The sequence below is a fragment of the Microbacterium tumbae genome, from assembly GCF_054780175.1.
The window spans coordinates 13,434-31,088 of the sequence record NZ_BAAGWV010000003.1 but is presented as its reverse complement, the minus strand read 5'-3'; the positions used below and the strand labels follow the sequence as shown (position 1 = coordinate 31,088).

Annotated in this window: 17 protein-coding genes; 2 read left to right on the top strand and 15 right to left on the bottom strand. The window is 69.7% G+C overall.

Annotated features, from left to right (window positions below; all coding sequences use genetic code 11):
• Positions 1-74: 74 nt before the first annotated feature.
• From thrC to ACYVGQ_RS12045, 3 genes are all read right to left on the bottom strand, one after another.
• Positions 75-1,478: a threonine synthase gene (thrC, locus tag ACYVGQ_RS12055; protein WP_460784885.1), complete on the bottom strand. Its 1,404-nt coding sequence runs from the start codon at positions 1,476-1,478 to the stop codon at positions 75-77.
• Between the two features lie 153 nt (positions 1,479-1,631).
• The gene (locus ACYVGQ_RS12050; protein ID WP_460784884.1) at positions 1,632-2,120 is read right to left on the bottom strand and encodes a methylated-DNA--[protein]-cysteine S-methyltransferase; all 489 of its coding nucleotides are present in this window, start codon (positions 2,118-2,120) and stop codon (positions 1,632-1,634) included.
• Between the two features lie 43 nt (positions 2,121-2,163).
• Positions 2,164-3,000, bottom strand: a complete 837-nt coding sequence (locus tag ACYVGQ_RS12045) for a helix-turn-helix transcriptional regulator (RefSeq protein WP_460784883.1) — start codon at positions 2,998-3,000, stop codon at positions 2,164-2,166.
• A gap of 107 nt (positions 3,001-3,107) precedes the next feature.
• Here ACYVGQ_RS12045 and ACYVGQ_RS12040 point away from each other — a divergent pair, with 107 nt between their 5' ends.
• Positions 3,108-4,049: an SDR family oxidoreductase gene (locus ACYVGQ_RS12040; protein ID WP_460784882.1), complete on the top strand. Its 942-nt coding sequence runs from the start codon at positions 3,108-3,110 to the stop codon at positions 4,047-4,049.
• A 26-nt stretch (positions 4,050-4,075) separates the two neighbouring features.
• Here the strand turns inward: ACYVGQ_RS12040 and ACYVGQ_RS12035 are convergent, their stop codons facing one another.
• The 5 genes from ACYVGQ_RS12035 to ACYVGQ_RS12015 all read right to left on the bottom strand — a co-directional run bounded on the left by ACYVGQ_RS12035 (position 4,076) and on the right by ACYVGQ_RS12015 (position 9,754).
• A complete protein-coding gene (locus tag ACYVGQ_RS12035) occupies positions 4,076-4,684 on the bottom strand; it encodes a hypothetical protein (protein WP_460784881.1) in 609 nt (202 codons plus the stop codon).
• Positions 4,681-5,595: a carbohydrate ABC transporter permease gene (locus tag ACYVGQ_RS12030; protein ID WP_460784880.1), complete on the bottom strand. Its 915-nt coding sequence runs from the start codon at positions 5,593-5,595 to the stop codon at positions 4,681-4,683. The genes ACYVGQ_RS12035 and ACYVGQ_RS12030 overlap by 4 nt, the downstream gene beginning before the upstream one ends.
• Positions 5,592-6,527: a carbohydrate ABC transporter permease gene (locus tag ACYVGQ_RS12025; protein ID WP_460784879.1), complete on the bottom strand. Its 936-nt coding sequence runs from the start codon at positions 6,525-6,527 to the stop codon at positions 5,592-5,594. The genes ACYVGQ_RS12030 and ACYVGQ_RS12025 overlap by 4 nt, the downstream gene beginning before the upstream one ends.
• Entirely contained in the window at positions 6,527-7,825 is a 1,299-nt protein-coding gene (locus tag ACYVGQ_RS12020) for an ABC transporter substrate-binding protein (RefSeq protein ID WP_460784878.1), read from the bottom strand. Before ACYVGQ_RS12020 ends, ACYVGQ_RS12025 begins: the two co-directional genes overlap by 1 nt.
• Positions 7,826-7,903: 78 nt before the next feature.
• Positions 7,904-9,754 (bottom strand): glycoside hydrolase family 2 protein, encoded by a 1,851-nt coding sequence (locus ACYVGQ_RS12015; RefSeq protein WP_460784877.1) that lies wholly within the window; start codon positions 9,752-9,754, stop codon positions 7,904-7,906.
• Between the two features lie 127 nt (positions 9,755-9,881).
• Here ACYVGQ_RS12015 and ACYVGQ_RS12010 point away from each other — a divergent pair, with 127 nt between their 5' ends.
• Positions 9,882-10,874: a LacI family DNA-binding transcriptional regulator gene (locus ACYVGQ_RS12010; protein WP_460784876.1), complete on the top strand. Its 993-nt coding sequence runs from the start codon at positions 9,882-9,884 to the stop codon at positions 10,872-10,874.
• Between the two features lie 61 nt (positions 10,875-10,935).
• Here the strand turns inward: ACYVGQ_RS12010 and ACYVGQ_RS12005 are convergent, their stop codons facing one another.
• Genes ACYVGQ_RS12005 through ACYVGQ_RS11975 form a run of 7 tightly spaced genes read right to left on the bottom strand, consistent with a single transcriptional unit; the run spans position 10,936 to position 17,652 of the window.
• Positions 10,936-11,940, bottom strand: coding sequence for a formylglycine-generating enzyme family protein (locus ACYVGQ_RS12005; RefSeq protein ID WP_460784875.1), 1,005 nt, complete (start codon positions 11,938-11,940; stop codon positions 10,936-10,938).
• Positions 11,937-12,980, bottom strand: a complete 1,044-nt coding sequence (locus ACYVGQ_RS12000) for an ABC transporter substrate-binding protein (RefSeq protein ID WP_460784874.1) — start codon at positions 12,978-12,980, stop codon at positions 11,937-11,939. The genes ACYVGQ_RS12005 and ACYVGQ_RS12000 overlap by 4 nt, the downstream gene beginning before the upstream one ends.
• On the bottom strand, positions 12,977-13,852 hold the full coding sequence (locus ACYVGQ_RS11995; RefSeq protein WP_460784873.1) for a GntR family transcriptional regulator: 876 nt from the start codon (positions 13,850-13,852) through the stop codon (positions 12,977-12,979). Before ACYVGQ_RS11995 ends, ACYVGQ_RS12000 begins: the two co-directional genes overlap by 4 nt.
• The gene (locus tag ACYVGQ_RS11990) at positions 13,849-15,060 is read right to left on the bottom strand and encodes an MFS transporter (RefSeq protein WP_460784872.1); all 1,212 of its coding nucleotides are present in this window, start codon (positions 15,058-15,060) and stop codon (positions 13,849-13,851) included. Before ACYVGQ_RS11990 ends, ACYVGQ_RS11995 begins: the two co-directional genes overlap by 4 nt.
• The gene (locus ACYVGQ_RS11985; protein ID WP_460784871.1) at positions 15,057-15,872 is read right to left on the bottom strand and encodes an ABC transporter ATP-binding protein; all 816 of its coding nucleotides are present in this window, start codon (positions 15,870-15,872) and stop codon (positions 15,057-15,059) included. The genes ACYVGQ_RS11990 and ACYVGQ_RS11985 overlap by 4 nt, the downstream gene beginning before the upstream one ends.
• Before the next feature lie 43 nt (positions 15,873-15,915).
• Complete coding sequence (locus tag ACYVGQ_RS11980; RefSeq protein WP_460784870.1) at positions 15,916-16,791, bottom strand: ABC transporter permease; 876 nt, start codon at positions 16,789-16,791, stop codon at positions 15,916-15,918.
• A gap of 42 nt (positions 16,792-16,833) precedes the next feature.
• Positions 16,834-17,652, bottom strand: a complete 819-nt coding sequence (locus ACYVGQ_RS11975) for a dienelactone hydrolase family protein (protein ID WP_460784869.1) — start codon at positions 17,650-17,652, stop codon at positions 16,834-16,836.
• Positions 17,653-17,655 lie beyond the last annotated feature (3 nt).

Sequence of the window (17,655 nt, the reverse complement as noted above, 5' to 3'; positions counted from 1 at the left end):
CGTGGAGCATCCCCCTGCCGGAAGAGATGCAGAAGACGCCGCGGCATTACGCGAATGCGGCGGAATCCCCCGGATCAGTGCAGGGCGTTCGCCTCGATGAAGGCGCGGAGCGCCGCCGCGTCATCGGGCATCTCGACGACGCGCTGGGGAGCTGCGAGCATCTCCTGCAGCTCCGGCGAGTACTCCAGCTCGACGCCGATGGCCTCGCGGATCGTCCCCGCGAACTTCTGGGGCTTCGCGGTCTCCAGCACCAGCATCGGCACGCCGGACTCGACATGCTCCCGCGCGACCTTGACTCCGTCGGCGGTGTGCGGATCGATGATGTCGTCGAACGCCTCGTGCACGGAACGGATCGTCGCGAGCCGGTCGGCGTGCGTGGACGTGCCGCTGACGATGCCGAACTCGTCCGCGAAGCGCGAGAGATCGGCGCTGAAGTCGACGAAGCCCTGCCTGTCGAGGTCCTGCCAGGCGTCGACCAGTCGCGCAGGATCCCGATCGACCAGCTCGAAGAGGAAGCGCTCCAGGTTGGAGGCCTTGGAGATGTCCATCGAGGGGCTCGAGGTCGCGAGCGTCTGAGCGGCGCTGCGCGGACGGTAGATCCCGGTGCGGAAGAACTCGTCGAGCACGTTGTTCTCGTTCGCGGCGAGCACGAGGCGCCGGATCGGCAGACCCATCTCCTTGGCGTAGAAGCCGGAGAGGATGTTGCCGAAGTTGCCAGACGGCACGGTGAAGCTGAGCTCTGTCCACCCGCCGGCGTCCGTCGCACGCAGCCAGGCCCAGAAGTAGTAGACGACCTGCGCGGTGATGCGGGCGAGATTGATCGAGTTGACGGCGCCCAGGTGCTGGGCGCGCTTGAAGTCGAGGTCGCCGGCGAGATCCTTGACGAGGTTCTGGCAGTCGTCGAAGACGCCGTCGACCGCGATGTTGTGCACGTTCTCGTCCGCCAGCGAGAACATCTGCGCCCGCTGGAAAGTGCTCATGCGTCCCTGCGGCGAGAGCATGAACACCGAGATGCGGTCCTTGCCCCGCAGCGCGTGCTCGGCGGCCGAGCCCGTATCGCCCGAGGTCGCTCCCAGGATGTTCAGCACCGAGCCCTTGCGCTCCAGCGCGTATTCCACGACCTGGCCGAGGAACTGCATCGCCATGTCCTTGAAGGCGAGCGTCGGCCCCTCGGAGAGCCCCACCAGCGTGATCCCTCCGCCGATCCCGCGCAGCGGCACGACCTCCTCGGGGAAGTCCGCGTAGGCCGCGGCGGTCATGCGCGCGAGATCCGCACGCGGGATGTCCGTGGCGAAGAGGCCGAGCACCTCGGTGGCGAGCTGCGGGTAGGTCAGCGCCCGCCAGCGCTCGAGCGTCTCGCCGTCGACGGTCGGCATCGTCTCGGGCACGGCGAGTCCGCCGTCCGGCGCGAGGCCTTCCAGCAGCGTCTCGCAGTACGGCAGCGGCTGCATGCCGCCTCGGGTCGAGATGTACTGCACGGGGTGCTCCTCGGATCTGCTCGGCGCGGACCTCCATTCTCGCAGGTGCGGAAGGCCGGATGACACGCCGGGAGCCGGCGGCCGCGGCCGACCGCGCGGATGCTCGGACACGCCGCGCTCGGAACGATCCCGCACCGAGACCCGGGAAGACGCTCAGAACAGCGCCGAGGGCAGCGCCCCCTCGTGCTCGAGGAGCCAGCGCTTGGTCTCGAGGCCCCGGCCGGGCGGACCGCCCGAATAGCCGCCGAGACCGTCGCCGGCCACCACCCGGTGGCAGGGCACGATGATCGGAACCGGGTTGGCGCCCATGATGGCCCCGATGCCTCGCGCTGGCACAGCGGTGCCGCTGCGTGCCGCGAGGCCGCCGTAGGTGATCGTCTCGCCGTGTTCGACCGTCTCGTGGAGCGCCCTCAGCACGGCGCCGGTCGCCTCGGTCTGCGGACCGAGATCGACGGGGAGGTCGAATCGCGTCAGCGTGCCGCCGAAATACGCGCGGAGCTGGGCGACGGCCTCGTCCGTGAGCGCATCGGACGCCGCATCTGCGGGAGCGACGAGGCGCCAGCCGACCTGTGCGATCGCCGCGCCGTCTCCCACGACGCCGAGCACGCCGACCGGTGTGACGAGGGTTCCGAAGGAGAGCACCCGCCGAGACTATTGCACTCCTCCGACACCGGGCCCGCGAGGATCAGCGACTCGGCGCCAGCACGGAGAGCAGCCGCACCTTCTCGTGGCTCGCCGTGCCCGGAGCTGCGGTGTAGACCAGCAGAGCATGCCCCTGCACCGGATCGACCAGCGTCTGGCAGTGCAGTTCCAGGGGCCCGAGCTCCGGATGGACGAAGCGCTTCGTCTCCTGCGGGCGGACGCCGACCTCCTGCCGGTCCCAGATCCTCCGGAACTCCTCGCTGCGCTCCAGGAGCAGATCGGCGTACCTCCGCGCGCGCGAGTCCGGTCCGCGCCGGGCGATCACCTCGCGAAGGCCGGAGACCCAGACGCGGGAGAGCATCTCATGATCGGCGGGCGCATACAGGCTCCGGGTCCGCGGATCGCTGAACCAGCGGAACCCGATGCTGCGCTCCGGTCCGCTCCACTGCCCGGCATCCCCGACGAGCGCGACGCCGAGCGGCGTCTGGCGGAGGGTCTCCCCGAGCTCGGACACGATCTCGGCCGGGGTGTCCTGCAGGCGGTCGAGGATCCTGAGCATCCCCGGGCTGACGTGCTCGCTCCCCGCCCCGCCGTGAGGCGGCGGATGCCCGGCGAGCCGGTAGAGGTGATCGCGCTCGTCGGGAGAGAGGCGCAGACCCTGGGCGATCGCCGCGATCATCTGCGCGGAGGGCACGGGGCCCTGACCGCGCTCGAGGCGGGCATAGTAGTCCGGCGACATGTGGCAGAGCGCCGCGACCTCCTCACGACGCAGCCCCTCGGTCCGCCGGCGGCGGCCCCGGGGCAGACCGACGTCCTCGGGCTGAAGGGCATGACGGCGATGGCGGAGGAACTCCGCCAGGGCCGTCCTGTCGATCGCCATGGATCGATCCTCCCACCGGCGTCCGTGCGGCAACCACTGATCGACAGGTCCTGGATGAGCGTCCGCGTCGCATCGCAGAGTGAAGGGGACCACGAAGGAGGACATCCATGCCGAGACGCAGCATCGAGATCGCCATCCCCGATCTGACCGGACGCCATGCCGTCGTCACCGGCGGCAGCGACGGCATCGGCCTGCGCATCGCCGCACGGCTCGCACGGGCGGGCGCCGACGTCGTCCTGCCCGTGCGCAACGCCGTGAAGGGGGATGCCGCGGCCGCCGTCATCCGGGAGCAGGCGCCGACCGCGAAGATCACGACGACTCCGCTCGACCTGTCCTCGCTCGACTCCGTCGCGGCCTTCGCCGCGACGATGCGCGTCGAAGGGCGGCCGATCCATCTCCTGATCAACAACGCCGGGATCATGACTCCACCCGCACGACGGACGACGACGGACGGCTTCGAGCTGCAGTTCGGCACGAACCATCTCGGCCACTTCGCCCTCGTGGGCCGGCTGCTGCCCCTGCTCCAGGAGGGGCGGGCGCGCGTCACCTCGCAGATCAGCGTCGCCGCCAACGAGCGGCGGATCAACTGGGACGACCTCGGCTGGGAGCGCTCGTACAACGACATGACCGCCTACAGCCAGTCCAAGATCGCCCTCGGGCTGTTCGGGCTGGAGCTCGACCGGCGCAGCGCGGCATCCGGCTGGGGGATCACGAGCAATCTGTCGCACCCGGGGGTCGCCCCGACGAGCCTGCTCGCCGCGCGACCGGAGCTCGGCCGGGCGCAGGACACCCTCGGAGTGCGATTCATCCGATGGGGGTCCGCGCGCGGGTTCCTCTTCGGCACGCCCGAGTCGGCGGCCCTGCCCGCCGTGTACGCCGCGACGTCCCCGGAGGCGCGGAGCGGCCGCCTCTACGGGCCGAGCGGGATCGGCCACCTCGGCGGCGCGCCCGGCGAGCAGAACGTATACTCGCGACTGCGCGATGCGGGCGAGGCCGGACGCGTCTGGGCCGTGTCGGAGGAGCTCACCGGCGTGGTCTTCCCCGACTGAGCGACCACCCGCGCCGCCGCCCGCGCTCAGCCCTCCGTGCGCCGCCGCCGGCGCTCCGCGGCGACCGCGGCGACGGCGAGCAGCCCCGGCGCGATCACGATCAGCGGCGGGAGCATCCACACGATCGTGACGCCCACCGCGATGCCCGCGCCGATGAAGAGGCTGCCGACCGGATCCTCGAAGGCCAGCATCCGCCCTTCCCGCCAGAGCTCCGTCCAGCGCGCGTCCGGCGTCCACAGCGCGGCGACGCGGCACACGACCAGCAGCGCGAGGAAGGCGAGGACGCCGCTGGCCGCTCCGAACGCGCCGCCGCCGGGCACGAGGCCCTGCGCCCCGAGGGCGACGTTGACCAGCAGCAGGGCGATGACCGTCGAGGACGCGAGGCCGAACAGCCATCCCGAGCGGATCGCCCGCCATCCGCTGGACATCAGCGCGCCGAGCGAGTCGCGCCGGTCGGCGAGATGCTCGTCGAGGTGCCGGACGCCGGCGGCGAGCGCCGGGGCGAAGGTCACCAGCGGCAGGGCGAGCGCGGTGATGCCGAGGCCGACCACGAGCATCTCTCCGAAGACCGCGACGCCTCCCCCGCCGAACCGCCGCAGGGACTCCACGCGGCGCGGCGCGCGCTGCGGGCTCATCCCTTCAGCCCCTCGGTCGCGACCCCGGAGACGAGGTAGCGCTGGAACGCCATGAAGAACAGCACGACGGGCAGCAGGGCGAGGATGGCCATCGCCATCTGGGCGCCGTAGTCGCTCGTCGAGGTCTGATCGACGTACAGCCGCAGCGCGAGCGGCATCGTGTACATGCCGGGCTCCTTGAGGTACAGCAGGGGGCCGAAGAAGTCGTTCCAGGACCAGATGAACGCGAAGATCGAGCTCGTCACGAGCGCGGGCTTCATGAGCGGCAGGATCACGGACGCGAAGATGCGCACGTGGCCTGCGCCGTCGATGCGCGCCGCCTCGTCCAGCTCGCGCGGGAGCCCGCGGATGAACTGGATCATCAGGAACACGAAGAAGGCGTCGGCGGCCAGGAACTTGCCCAGCAGCAGCGGCCAGTACGTGTTGATGAGGTCGAGCTGGTTGAACACGATGTACTGCGGGATGATCACGACGTGGAACGGCAGGAGCATCGTCGCGATCATGCAGACGAAGAACACCCTGCTGCCCCGGAACCGGATCCTCGCGAACGCGTACGCGGTGATCGAGCAGGAGAGCACGACGCCCACCACCGAGGCAACCGCGAGCACGAGCGAGTTGACCACGAAGGTCCAGAACGAGACGCCGCCGATGCCCTGCAGGGCCGTGACGTAGTTCTGCAGGCCGCCGTTCTCCGGCCACAGCCCCACGGAGCCGATGATCTCGTTGCCCGGCTTGAAGGAGGAGGTCAGCATCCAGACGGCGGGGTACAGGATGACGACGAGGACGGCGACGGAGAAGACGTGGAAGACCGTGGTCTTGACCCCGCCCCGCCATCGGGCGCCCGCGCTGCGACGCCGCCTCGGGCGGTCGCCCGCCGTGATCAGCTCGGTCTCGGTGATCGTTCTGCTCATCGCTCGTCTCCTGCGTAGTGCACCCATGCCCTGGATGTGCGGAACAGCATGAGCGTGACGATCCCGACCACGATCACCAGCACCCACGCCATCGCCGACGCGTACCCCATCTGGAAGTCCCGGAAGCCGCGCAGGTACAGGTAGAGCGTGTAGAACAGCGTGGACCCAGCCGGCCCTCCGCTGCCGTTGGAGATGATGTACGCCGAGTTGAACACCTGGAAGGCGTGGATCGTCTCCAGCAGCAGATTGAAGAACAGCACGGGCGACAGCATCGGGACGGTGATGGAGAAGAACCGGCGCACAGGTCCAGCCCCGTCGACGGACGCCGCTTCGTAGAGCTCGTTCGGCACCTGCTTGAGCCCCGCGAGGAAGATCACCATCGGCGCGCCGAACTGCCACACCGTCAGCAGGATCAGCAGCGGCAGCGTCCGGGCGGGATCCCCCACCCAGCCGCCCTCGGACGCCGGCGGGCCTCCGAAGAACGACCCGATCTGGGCGACGATGCCGTTGTCGATGAACATCGCCTTCCACACGATCGCGATCGACACGCTCCCGCCGATGAGCGAGGGCAGGTAGAACGCCGAGCGGTAGAAACCCTGCCCCCGCCGCGGAGCGTTCAGGAGCATCGCGACCGCGAGCGCTGACACGAGCTTGAGGGGCGTCCCGATCAGCACGTAGAGGCCCGTGACCTTCACCGCCTGGAGGAAGTTCGGGTCGCTCAGCATCCGCGTGTAGTTGTCGACGCCGATGAACTCGGGGGCGTTGAAGAGGTTGTAGTCGGTGAACGACAGGTACAGCGATGCCACCATCGGCCCCGCCGTGAGCGCGAAGAATCCGATCAGCCACGGACTCAGGAACGCGTAGCCCGCCCGTGTCTCCCGCCGCGCGCGTGCATCGGCGCGGCGGGAGACGGGTGCTGCGGTGGTGGTCATCAGCCCAGGACCAGCGCGATCTCCGAGAAGAGCTCCTGCGCGAACTGCTCACTGGTCAGCTCGCCGTAGCGCATCTGCTCGTGCAGCTCGCCCCACTTGGCCTCGATGGTGCCGTAGCCGGCGGGCAGGATCGGGTAGCTCGCGGTCATCTCGTCCTCGACGGACGTCAGGTAGTCGAGGTTCACCGTGTCCGCCGGGATCTGGTCGATCGCGGCGCGTCCCTCCTCGGTCGGCGGCGTGCCGAGCGAGGTGCCGAAGATGCCTGCGACCCTGGGGTCGGTGGTGAGGAACTCGACGAAGGCCGCGGCGGCCTGCTGCTCCTCCGAGTTGGCCGCGACGCTGAGGAGCATGCTCGGCTTCGGCGCCAGCACATGCGCCGACTGGCCGTCCTCGAGCGGAGGCTGGACCATGCCGATGTTCTCCGTGCCGGTGTCGGTCATGGCCTGCAGCACGGTCGTGGAGAAGTTGAACCAGACCGCGGTCTCGCCGGCGAGGAAGCCGCCGCTCGGCGCGAGGGCGACGCTGCGCTCGATCGGGTAGAAGTCGCCGTCGTCGCGGAGATCGGCCGCGCTGTCGAGATAGTCGATCACGTCGTCCTCGTCGAAGGCCGGCGTGCCGTCGTCCTCGAAGACGGCGCTGCCGTCCTGCATCAGGTGGTAGATGAAGTTCGGGAAGCCGCCGGTGTAGTCCTCGGCGCCGTAGATCTTCGGGTCGGAGGCGGAGCCCGCCTCGTTCACCTCGAGGATGAAGTCGTTCAGCTCGTCCCAGGTCAGGTCGTCCGCGGGGTAGTCGATGCCGAGCTCGTCCAGCAGGTCCTTGTTGTACATCATCGACCAGGCGTTGGTGCCCAGCGGGACGGCGACGAGCTGATCGTCCACGGTCCCGGATCCCAGCACGGTGTCGGGGATGCCTTCCAGCGGCAGCAGGGTGTCGCGATAGGGCGTGAGGTCCTGCAGCAGCCCCTTGTCCGCGTACTCGCCGAGGTAGCCGGCATCCATCATCACGACGTCGGGGAGGGCGCGACCCGCGGCCTCGGTGTTGCGGGCCGTCCAGTAGTCGCCCCAGGCGTTGAAGTTCCGCACCACCTCGACGTTCGGGTAGTCCTCGTTGAACAGGGCGATCGCCTGCTCGAAGCGATCGGCCCTGTCCTCGTTGCCCCACCACGAGAAGCTGATCTCTGCGGTGGAGTCCTTGTCGAAGGCGACGTCGACCGGCTCGTCGCCGCCGCCGGAGCATCCGGCGAGGACGAGGGCGGCGACGCTCCCGAGGGCGAGGGCGGCGGGGATTCTCTTGGACATGTGATTCTCCTCATTGAGTCGGGTCTTCGACCCGGTGCCTGGCGGATGCCTCGCATCCGCTGTCATTGGTGGGTTCGGTCAATCCGCGCCCGCGATGAGCGCGCGCAGCTGTGCGAGGGGGAGCTTCGGCTCGCGGCGTTCGGTGAGCAGGCCGTTGCGCTCCTGGAGCGTGTCGGTGAGCTGGGTCCAGCACCAGCCGGCCAGTCCGTCCGGTCGTCCGCGATGACCGCGGGTGCCGGCCTGGACGGCGGAGAGGATGACGCCGACGCGGTCGGCGAAGTCCTCGGCATCGGACGCCTCCGAATACCCCCACGCGTCGTCGGGCTCGGCGTCGATGGACCACTTCACGCCGCCGAACTCGGTGACCATCACCGGTTCGCCGCCGTCGATCGTCCCCGGGAGCCGCAGCTGCCGGCCCGCGGGGCCGAGGCCCGAGAGGTACTCCCGCAGCCGGGCGTCCTCGACGTCGTAGCGTCCGCGGAGAACGTCGCCGTCCGCCTCGTAGTCGTGCAGCGTCCAGAGGTCGGACGTGCCGAGCTCCCATCCGTCGTTCGAGATCACGGGACGGCTCGGGTCCAGCGCCTTCGTCAGCTGGTACATCGCCTCTGCGAACGCGCGCTGGTCCGCGCGCGCGCTGATGTGCTGCACGCCCCAGCTCTCGTTCAGCGGCACCCACGTCACGATGGAGGGATGGCTGCGATCACGGAGCACGGCCTCGGTCCATTCCGCGGCGGTGCGGGCGGCCGAGAGCGGGCTGAAGGCGTAGGTCGCCGCCGTCTCGCCCCAGACGAGCAGTCCGAGGCGATCGGCCCAGTAGAGGAACCGGTCGTCCTCGATCTTCTGATGCACGCGAGCGGCGTTGAACCCCAGCTCCAGGACGAGCTCGGCCTCCCGGCGCAGGGCCTCGCCGGAAGGGGCGGCGAGATGGGACTCGGGCCAGTACCCCTGGCTGAGCACGGAGCGCAGGACGAGAGGACGGTCGTTGAGCAGGAAGGCGCCGTCCTCGCACCGCACGGAGCGCAGGCCGAGATAGCTCGCGACGACGTCCTGCTCCTCGCCGTCGACGTCGAGGCGCACCCAGGCGTCCAGCAGCGTCGGCGACCCCGGCCGCCAGAGCAGGCGTTCGTAGACCTGCCCGTTCCCCTGTCCTGCGAGGGGGAACGTGACGGAGGCGGTCCGCCCGTCGACGGCGACCTGGACCGAGGCGAGGACGCGGTCCTCGTGCGCGACCACGACGCGCGCCGTGGCGCGGGCGCGCACGTTCAGCTCGATCTGAACGGTGACGGTGCCCGCGGCGAGATCGCTCCCCCAGGTCAGCGCCGTGACGTGCAGCGGATGAACGGACTCCAGCCAGACCGGCTGCCAGATGCCGGTCGTGCGCTGATACCAGATCGCGTGCGGCGACTCCTCCCAGTCCTGCTTGCCGCGCGGCTGCTCGACGTCGTGCGGGTCGTCCTCCGCACGGACCACGATCACGTGCGGGCCATCGCCGAGCGCGTCGGTCAGATCGACGGAGAACGGGGTGTGCCCGCCCTCATGGCCTCCCACCTGCCGCCCGTCGCACCAGACGGTCGCCCGGTAGTCCACCGCGCCGAAGCGGAGCAGCAGTCGCCGGCCGTCCTCATGCGCGATGTGCGCGAGCTCCTCGGCGGTGATCTCGCGCCGGTACCAGACCACGGCGTGGTAGCCGGGCTCCGCGATGCCGGATGCCTCGGACTCCGGCGGGAAGGGCACGCGGATCGTGCGCGGCAGCGCGCGTCCGTCGAACCATCCCTCGGCCAGGCCGATGTTCTCGTCGTCATGGGCGAAGCCCCACTCGCCGTCGATCTCCAGGAACGAGGAGCGCACCAGCTGGGGGCGCGGACGCGCCTGCTCCAGACTGCTCGCCCGCAGGCCCGCGGTTCCTGTTCCGGCATTGCTCAGTGACACTCGTGCGGCTCCCTCGATGCGTAGTTCCACGTTGAATCACCCACGATAGTTCCACGATGAACTAGAGTCAACCAGGAAGTCTCCTGGAGGATGGACGGCGAGTCCAGGGACGCGGAGAGGACGCAGCATGGCACGGGTCACACTCGCCGACGTGGCGGCGCGGGTCGGCGTGAGTGCGAAGTCCGTGTCGAACGTCGTCAACGGCACGGGGTGGGTCGGCGACGAGGTCCGCGGTCGCATCCTCGCGGCGATCGACGAACTGGGCTATCGCCCGAACCTCGCCGCACGCCAGCTGCGCAACGGCCGCAGTGGACTGATAGCCCTCGTCCTCCCCGGCCTGCAGGAGCCGTACTTCGCCGAGTTCGCCTCGCGCTTCGTATCCCGCGCGCAGCAGCGCTCCCTCACCGTGCTCATCGCCCTGACCGGCGGCGAGCGCGCCGCCGAGCTGGAGATGATGGCCGGCGAGGGCCTCCCGGCGCTCGACGGCATCGTGATGAGCCCGCTGCGCCTCGTCCCCGAGGACCTGACGTCGCGCAACGCCGCGCCTCCCCTCATCGTCATCGGCGAGCAGGCGGAGGCGCTCGTGGGTCCGAGCGTTCACCACGTGGGGATCGACAACGTCTCCGCCGCCGCGGCGGCGACCGCCCAGCTCATCGCGCAGGGCTGCCGGCGGATCGCCGTCGTCGGCGTGCAGGGCTCAGGGCCGTACGCGACGTCGCAGCTGCGCTTCGACGGCTACGGAAGAGCGCTCGCGGCTGCCGGCATCGAGATCGACCCCGCGCTGTTCGCGACCGTCAAGGAGTTCAACCGGGCGGAGGGCTCGCTCGCCGTGCAGCGGCTGCTGGACGCCGGAGTCGGGTTCGACGCCCTGTTCTGCTTCAGCGACAGCCTCGCGCTGGGCGCTCTCTACACGCTCGGAACGGCGGGGATCGCGGTTCCCGACCGGGTCAAGGTGATGGGCTTCGACGGCATCGAGGAAGGACGATTCCACATCCCGACGTTCTCGACCGTCGATCCGAACGTCGAGGATGCCGCGGACACGATCCTCGACATCCTCGCCGCGCCGGAGCCGACGGAGGGCGTCCATCACGACGTGCCGTACCGCGTCGCCGTGCGCTGAGGCGCGCGTCGCCGTCCTGCGTCGAGCCGGGGATCGGCCGCGCCAGGACACCGCTTCGCGCTCAGGGCCGGACGATGCAGCGGAAGCCGATGTGCGACATGCCGGAGGCGACCGGCTGCGCATGACGGGCCGCCGGCCGGTAGCGCTGGCAGTAGTTCTCGGCGCAGAGGTGCGATCCGCCCTTGAGCACCCGGCGCGGCGTCCGCGCCTCCTCGGGGAGCGTCGAGTCCTCGCTGCCCGCGCCGTCGAGCACACGCGGGTCGGATGCCGACCCGCAGCAGCTCGGTCCCGCCGTCTCCCCGTGATCGTCCCGATAGAAGTCCGCCGTCCACTCCCAGACGTTGCCCGCCATGTCGTACAGACCGTATCCGTTGGGCGGGAAGGACCGCACCGGCACGGTGCGACGCTGAGCGGGCGGTTTGAGATTCTGCCAGGGGAACTCCCCGATCCAGTAGTTGGCCATCGGCCGGCCGAGCGGGGCGAGCTCATCCCCCCAGACGTACGTCGCGCCCGCGAGTCCCCCTCGGGCGGCGAACTCCCACTCCGCCTCCGTCGGCAGCTCCTTCCCCACCCAGGCGGCGTAAGCCGTGACGTCCTCCCCGCACACGTGCGTCACGGGATGCAGCTGACGGCCCTCGACCGTCGAGCCGGGCCCCTCCGGGTGCGCCCAGTCCGCCCCGGGGACGTATCGCCACCAGTCCTGCCATCGGGTGAGATCGACAGGCCCGCGGGTCGGCGTGAAGACGAGCGAGCCGGGCACGAGCGCGGAGGCGTCGATCCCCGGATAGAGGGCGGGATCGAGCGGCCGCTCGGCGACCGTGACGTAGCCGGTGTCCTTGACGAAGCGGCGGAACTGCGCCACCGTCACCGTGCTCGCATCCATCCAGAACCCGCTGACGGCGGCATCGTGCACCGGCCCCTCCTCCGGGCATCCCTCGAAGTCGGAGCCCATGCGGAAGGTCCCGCCCGGGATCCAGACCATGCCCTTGCGGACCTCCGGGCCCTGGGACCCCGCGGCGACGCTGCGGAGTCCCAGGCTGCCCAGGGCGATCGTGGCGGTCGTCACGGGAGGACGAGGGAGGTGTCGTAGACGTCGTCGGGCGCGATCGCGCCCTCGTCGAGGAAGCCGAGCGCGACGGTCGAGTCGATGACGCCCTGGATGCCGTCCGGATCGGCCTCGCCGCCCGCCAGGTAGTACCCGCTGCCGATGAGGCGCTCGTAGATGTACTCCCCGAGCTCGTCGGCCACGTCGGCGTCGAGCTTGCCGACCTCCTTGATCGTCGCGATGACGTCCTCCTTGTTGGCGGGATCGAGCATGTAGTCCAGCGCCTTCTGCTCCGCGGCGAAGATCTTCTCGATGACCTCCGGGTTCTCCTCGGCGTAGGCGTCCGTGGTCGACACCCCGTTGCCGTAGTACTTCTCCGGCGGGAGGTGCTCCACGAGGTCGTCCAGCTCGACGAAGCCCGCCTTCTCGGCCTGGAAGTCGTACGGCGCGGTGAGGATGGTCGCATCGACCGTCCCGGACGTGAGAGCGGCGAAGCGATCCGTGGACGATCCGGCGTAGGTCACCGTGACGCCGTCGGGGAAGTCGAGGCCGCCCTGATCCGCCATCAGCGTCGTGAAGTAGAAGGTGTTGTCCTGCTGGGAGGCGACCATGATGGTCTTCCCCTCGAGGTCGGCCCAGCTGGAGATGCCCTCCTTCGCGTACACCTTGTTCGGCAGCACCGACGCCGAGGTGAAGAAGCGGACCTTGATCGGCCCGCCGGCCGCCACCGTGCGGACGACGTCGTTGGTGGAGCACTCGCCGAGGTCCAGGGCGCCGGCGATGAGCTGCTGGCAGACCTTGCCCGACTGGCCGGTGACGACGGTCTCCAGCTCGATGCCCTCCTCCGCGAAGAACCCCTCGGCCTCGCCGATGATGGTGGGCAGGGACGCGACGGACTGCGAGGTGACGCCGTACTTCACGGTGATGGTGCCGTCGTCGTCCGCCTGCGCTCCGCCGCCGCTGCTGCAGCCGGCCAGGCCGGCGATCGCGAGCGCGGCTCCGGCGCAGACGCCGGCGATGCTGCGGGCGTATCGCCCGCCGTGTGCGTGGACTCTTCTCATCGACTGCTCCTCTGTTGTGTCGGGCCCTCGGATGTCGAAGGCGGGAAAGGCAGGATCGGGGCGCCGGCGACGGCATCCCCGGGGCCTCCGGCGGTCTCGGCATCCCGGGGACGCCCGTCGTCGGAGGAGGCCGGATGCTCGAGGTGCTCCGTGTCGTAGCTGACGGCGTATCGGTCGCCCCGCACCCACGCGTATCCGAGCTCCATGAGACGTCCGTCCGCCGCGAACATCGATCTCTCGATGTGCAGCGCGGGAGTGCCGGGAGGCACCCCGAGAAGGCGGGCGGTCATGGCGTCGCACGCCCGCGCCTCCACCGTCCTGCGCGTGCGCGCCACGGCGGCGCCCGAGATCTCGTGGATGACGTCGTAGATCGATTCGCCGGCCTCGGGAGGGTTGTCCACGAGGATCGCGAACCGCCTGGCCGGAAGGTGCGAGCGCCAGACGGTCTGCGGCGATCCCGCCACGACCGTGACGCGCTCCCAGAAGAGGAAGAACTCCTCCTCGGGCCCGAAGCGCGCTCGGAGATACGGCGTCGTCGGCACGATCTCCAGATCCACGTTCACGTTCTCGATGCGCGACGTCAGCTCGGGGAGGGCGGCGGCGAAGCCGGCCTCCCCGTCGTACTCCCTGGCGTGGCGCTCGACGATGAGCGTCGTCCCGATCCCCTTGCTGCGGCGCAGCACCCCTTCGTCGACCAGCAGCGCCAGCGCCTCGCGCATCGTGTTGCGGGAGACGTGGTACTCGCGGGCGAGCTCCTCTTCGGAGGGGAGCCGGAACAGCGGCTGCTCGGAGACGATCTGCGAGCGAAGCAGATCCCTGATGCGGGTCGCGCGCCCCTGCCGCGAGCGCGGTGAATCGGCGGAACGGCTCATCGGCTCGCCATCGGCTTCCAGGTGGCGCGCGGCCCCACCGTCTCCTTCGCCAGGAGCAGGAAGAGCATCGCCATGGCCAGCGCCAGCGCGGCCGTCACCCACGCCGCCAGCCCGTTGCCGCTCAGATCCACCAGCGCACCGATCACGATGGGGCCGATGAGTCCTCCGAAGTCCCCGAACGTGCGGTAGACGCCGACGCCCATGCCGCGCATCGTCGGCGGCACCACGTCCGCCAGATATGCCGCAGGGGTCGAGCCCGAGAAGCCATTGGCGAGGCCGACGACCGCGAACGCCACGAAGAACAGCAGCCAGTGATGCGAGAAGGAGAAGAGGGTGTAGCCGGCCGCGGTGACCACGAGCGAGATCACGATGGGGATCTTGCGGGTCCTGTCCGAGATGCGACCGACCATGCGCACCTGCAGGAGGTTCACCACGGTCATCGCACTGAGGGCGATCCCCAGGGTCATGGCCGAGATGCCCGCCCAGGAGTAGGCGATCAGCGGGACGAGCGTCTGCATCCCGCCGAAGCGAAGGAAGAAGACGCTGAAGCCGACGAGGGCGGCCGAGTCGAAGCTGGGATCGCGGAAGAGATCGATCGGCTTCGCGCCGCCGCGCTCCGCCGCCTCACGGGCCTTCGCCGGCTGCCCCGGGAGCCGCACCAGGGCGACGATCGTCATCGCCAGGCAGATGCCCGCCGCGATGAAGTAGGCGCCTCGAGGGCCCCAGAGCGTCGCCGTGATGCCGCCGAGGGCCGGGCCGAGCGCTCCGCCGGCGAGCTGGAACGCCTGCAGGGTGGCCATCGACCGGCCCCTGCTCTCCACCTCGGTCATGTCGGCGAGCAGGGCCTGCCCGACGGTGATGACGACTCCTCCGAACAGTCCGAGCACCGCTCGCAGGACGAAGAGCATCTCCAGGCTCTGCGCGCCGGCCGTGACGGCGAGGACGACCGCCACCCCGGCGGTGGCCGTGATGATGATGACCCGGCGGTTGCCCCGGTCCGCGATGATGCCCGCCGGGATGTTGACGAGCAGCCGGGAGATGCTGAAGGCCGCCACCACCAGTCCGAGCTGGAAGGCGGAGGCGCCGAACTCCTCGGCGTAGACCGGGAGGACGGGGATGATCAGGCCCCACGACGCCTGCGTGAGAGCGACGAGCCCGCAGACGATGATCAGGGCGGCACGGGGAGAGGCGGTCGAGCGGCCGCTCATGCTTCGAGCCTTGCCGACTCCCTCACCTGCGACTCGATCTCGCCCCAGATGCGATCGACGTACGACGTGAACCTCGGGTCGTGCTTCACGTCGAGCGTCCGCGGCCGGGGAAGGTCGATGTCGAGCGTCGTCGCGATCCGGCCCGGCCTCGCCCTCATCACGACCACGTTGTCGGCGAGGAAGACCGCCTCGTCGATCTGATGGGTGATGAACAGGACGGTGGAGCCGGCCCTCGCCCAGATGTCCAGCAGCTCCTCCTGCATCACTTCGCGCGTCTGGGCGTCGAGGGCGGAGAAGGGCTCGTCCATCAGCAGCACCTTGGGCTCGAGCGCGAGCGAGCGCGCGATGTTGACGCGCTGCCGCATGCCGCCGGACAGCTGATGCGGGTGCGCGTCCCCGAAGCCGGAGAGCCCGACGAGGTCGATCATCTCATCGGCCTTCGCCATGGCCGTCCGCTTGGCGACGCCGCGGGAGAGCAGGCCGAAGGCGACGTTCTCGCGGACCGTCTTCCACGGCAGGAGCCGGTCGTTCTGGAAGACGAATCCCATCTCGGCGTTCGGGCCGACGATCGTGCTGTCCCCGACGACGACGACGCCCTCATCCGGCCGGATGAGGCCCGACAGGATCTTGAAGAGGGTGCTCTTGCCGCAGCCGGAGGGTCCGACCAGCGCCACCACCTGCCCCGGCAGGACGGTGACGTCGATGTTCTGGAGCACCTGCAGAGGCTCCGCCTGTTTGCGTGCGAAGGCGTGCGAGACCCCTTCGATCGTGAGTACGGGGCGCTCCCGCACGGAGGTCGTGGTTGCAGTCATGACAGTCCTCGGCTGGTCGTGGTGGGTGAGGGGACGCAGGGGGTCAGACCTGTCGCCACGGGGCGAGCTTGTTCTCGATGGCCTGGGCGATCGCGGTGAGCACGACCCCCGCCACGGCGAGCACGATGACGCAGACGAACAGACCAGACATGTCGAAGGCGAGCTGGGCCTCCTGGATGCGCAGCCCGAGGCCGGCCTGGGCGCCGAAGAGCTCGGCGACCACGACCCCGATGATGCACTTGCCGATCGCGAGACGGATGCCGGTGAGGATGAACGGGAAGGCGGAGCGGATGTACACCTTGGTGAACAGTCCGAAGCGCTTGAGACCCATGATCCGCGCCATCTCGACGAGGTCGGGCGGAGTCTCGCGGACGCCCGTCTCCGTGTTCACGATGACGGCGAACACGCCGACCAGCGCGATCACGATGACCTTGCCGACGGGGTCCAGTCCGAACCAGAGGATGAACAGCGGGGACAGCGCGATCGTCGGTGTCGCGTAGAGGGCGGAGATCCAGGGCTGGAGCACCGCCTTGATCCCCGGCGACAGCGCGATCATCAGTCCGACGGGGATGCCGATGACGATCGAGAGGAGCATGCCGCCCCCGAACTCCTGACCGCTGACGCCGATGTCGTGCATCAGGTCCTCGTCCGTGAACATCGTGCCGATGCGCTGCACGATGTCGATGGGGCCGACCAGGAAGAGCTTGTTGTCCACGATGAAGCGCGAGATGAGCTCCCACGCGGTGAGCCCGAGCACGACGGAGGCGACGGAGATCCAGCCCAGCCCCTGGATCGCGAACCGCCGCCTTCGCACGCCCTGTCTCGGCCGCGGACCCGGCTTCTGCTTCTTCTCGGTGACGGCGACGGCCACGCCGGCAGGGATCCCGACCGGTGTCGCCTCGATGGTGGCGTTCGTCATGTGCTTACTCCCGTGTGGTCGCTCGTGCGGAGGATGTGGAGGTCAGGCGAGGCGGGTGAACAGGGCGGGGTCGTAGTCGGGGCGCATGTCGCTGCGGAACTCCCACAGCACCTTGTCCGGCGGGTAGGCGCCCGCCCAGACGCCGTCCAGCCAGGTGAGGATCGAGAGGAAAGCCTCGTTGGACTCCCTGTGCCGGTATCGTCCCGGCATCGTGTCGTTCAGCCAGCCGTGCGGCATGTCCCGCCAGATCCGGAAGCTGTAGCTCTTCCGGTGCCTCTCGAGGCTGTCGCGCAGTCGCAGCACATCGGGCACGCTGCACACCCAGTCCGCCTCGGCCCACACTCCCAGGAAGGGTGCGGTGCAGGCCTCGATCATGTCCTCGTATGGCACCGGGCGCATGTCCGCAGGCGCCGACCACTCGCGCTCCTGGCATCCGCCGTACATGATGACGTTGGCGGTGATCTCCTGGTTCACGGAGTTCGCGAGGATCGGATAGGCGCCGGAGGCGCAGATGCCGACGACCGCGACCCTCTCCGGGTCTCCCCCGTTCTCCTTCGCGTAGTCGATCGAAGCGGTGATGTGCCGCTGGATGGTGGGGTCCGGCGCATCGGCGCTGACATCGCCGCGGGCGAGCGCCTCCTTGTCCCCGTCCCAGTCCGAGTACAGGTCGGGAGCGATGCCGAGATAGCCGGCGCTCGCGAACTGCTGGGTCAGATCGCAGGTGTGCTTCACCAGGCCGTACCGTTCATGGCACAGGATGATGATCGGCTTGAGGGAGTCACCGGGCGCGATCGAGACGAAGGCGTCGGTCTCATCGGCGATCGGCCTCATCCCGCCGGGTGCCAGTGCGGAGGTGTCCATGCC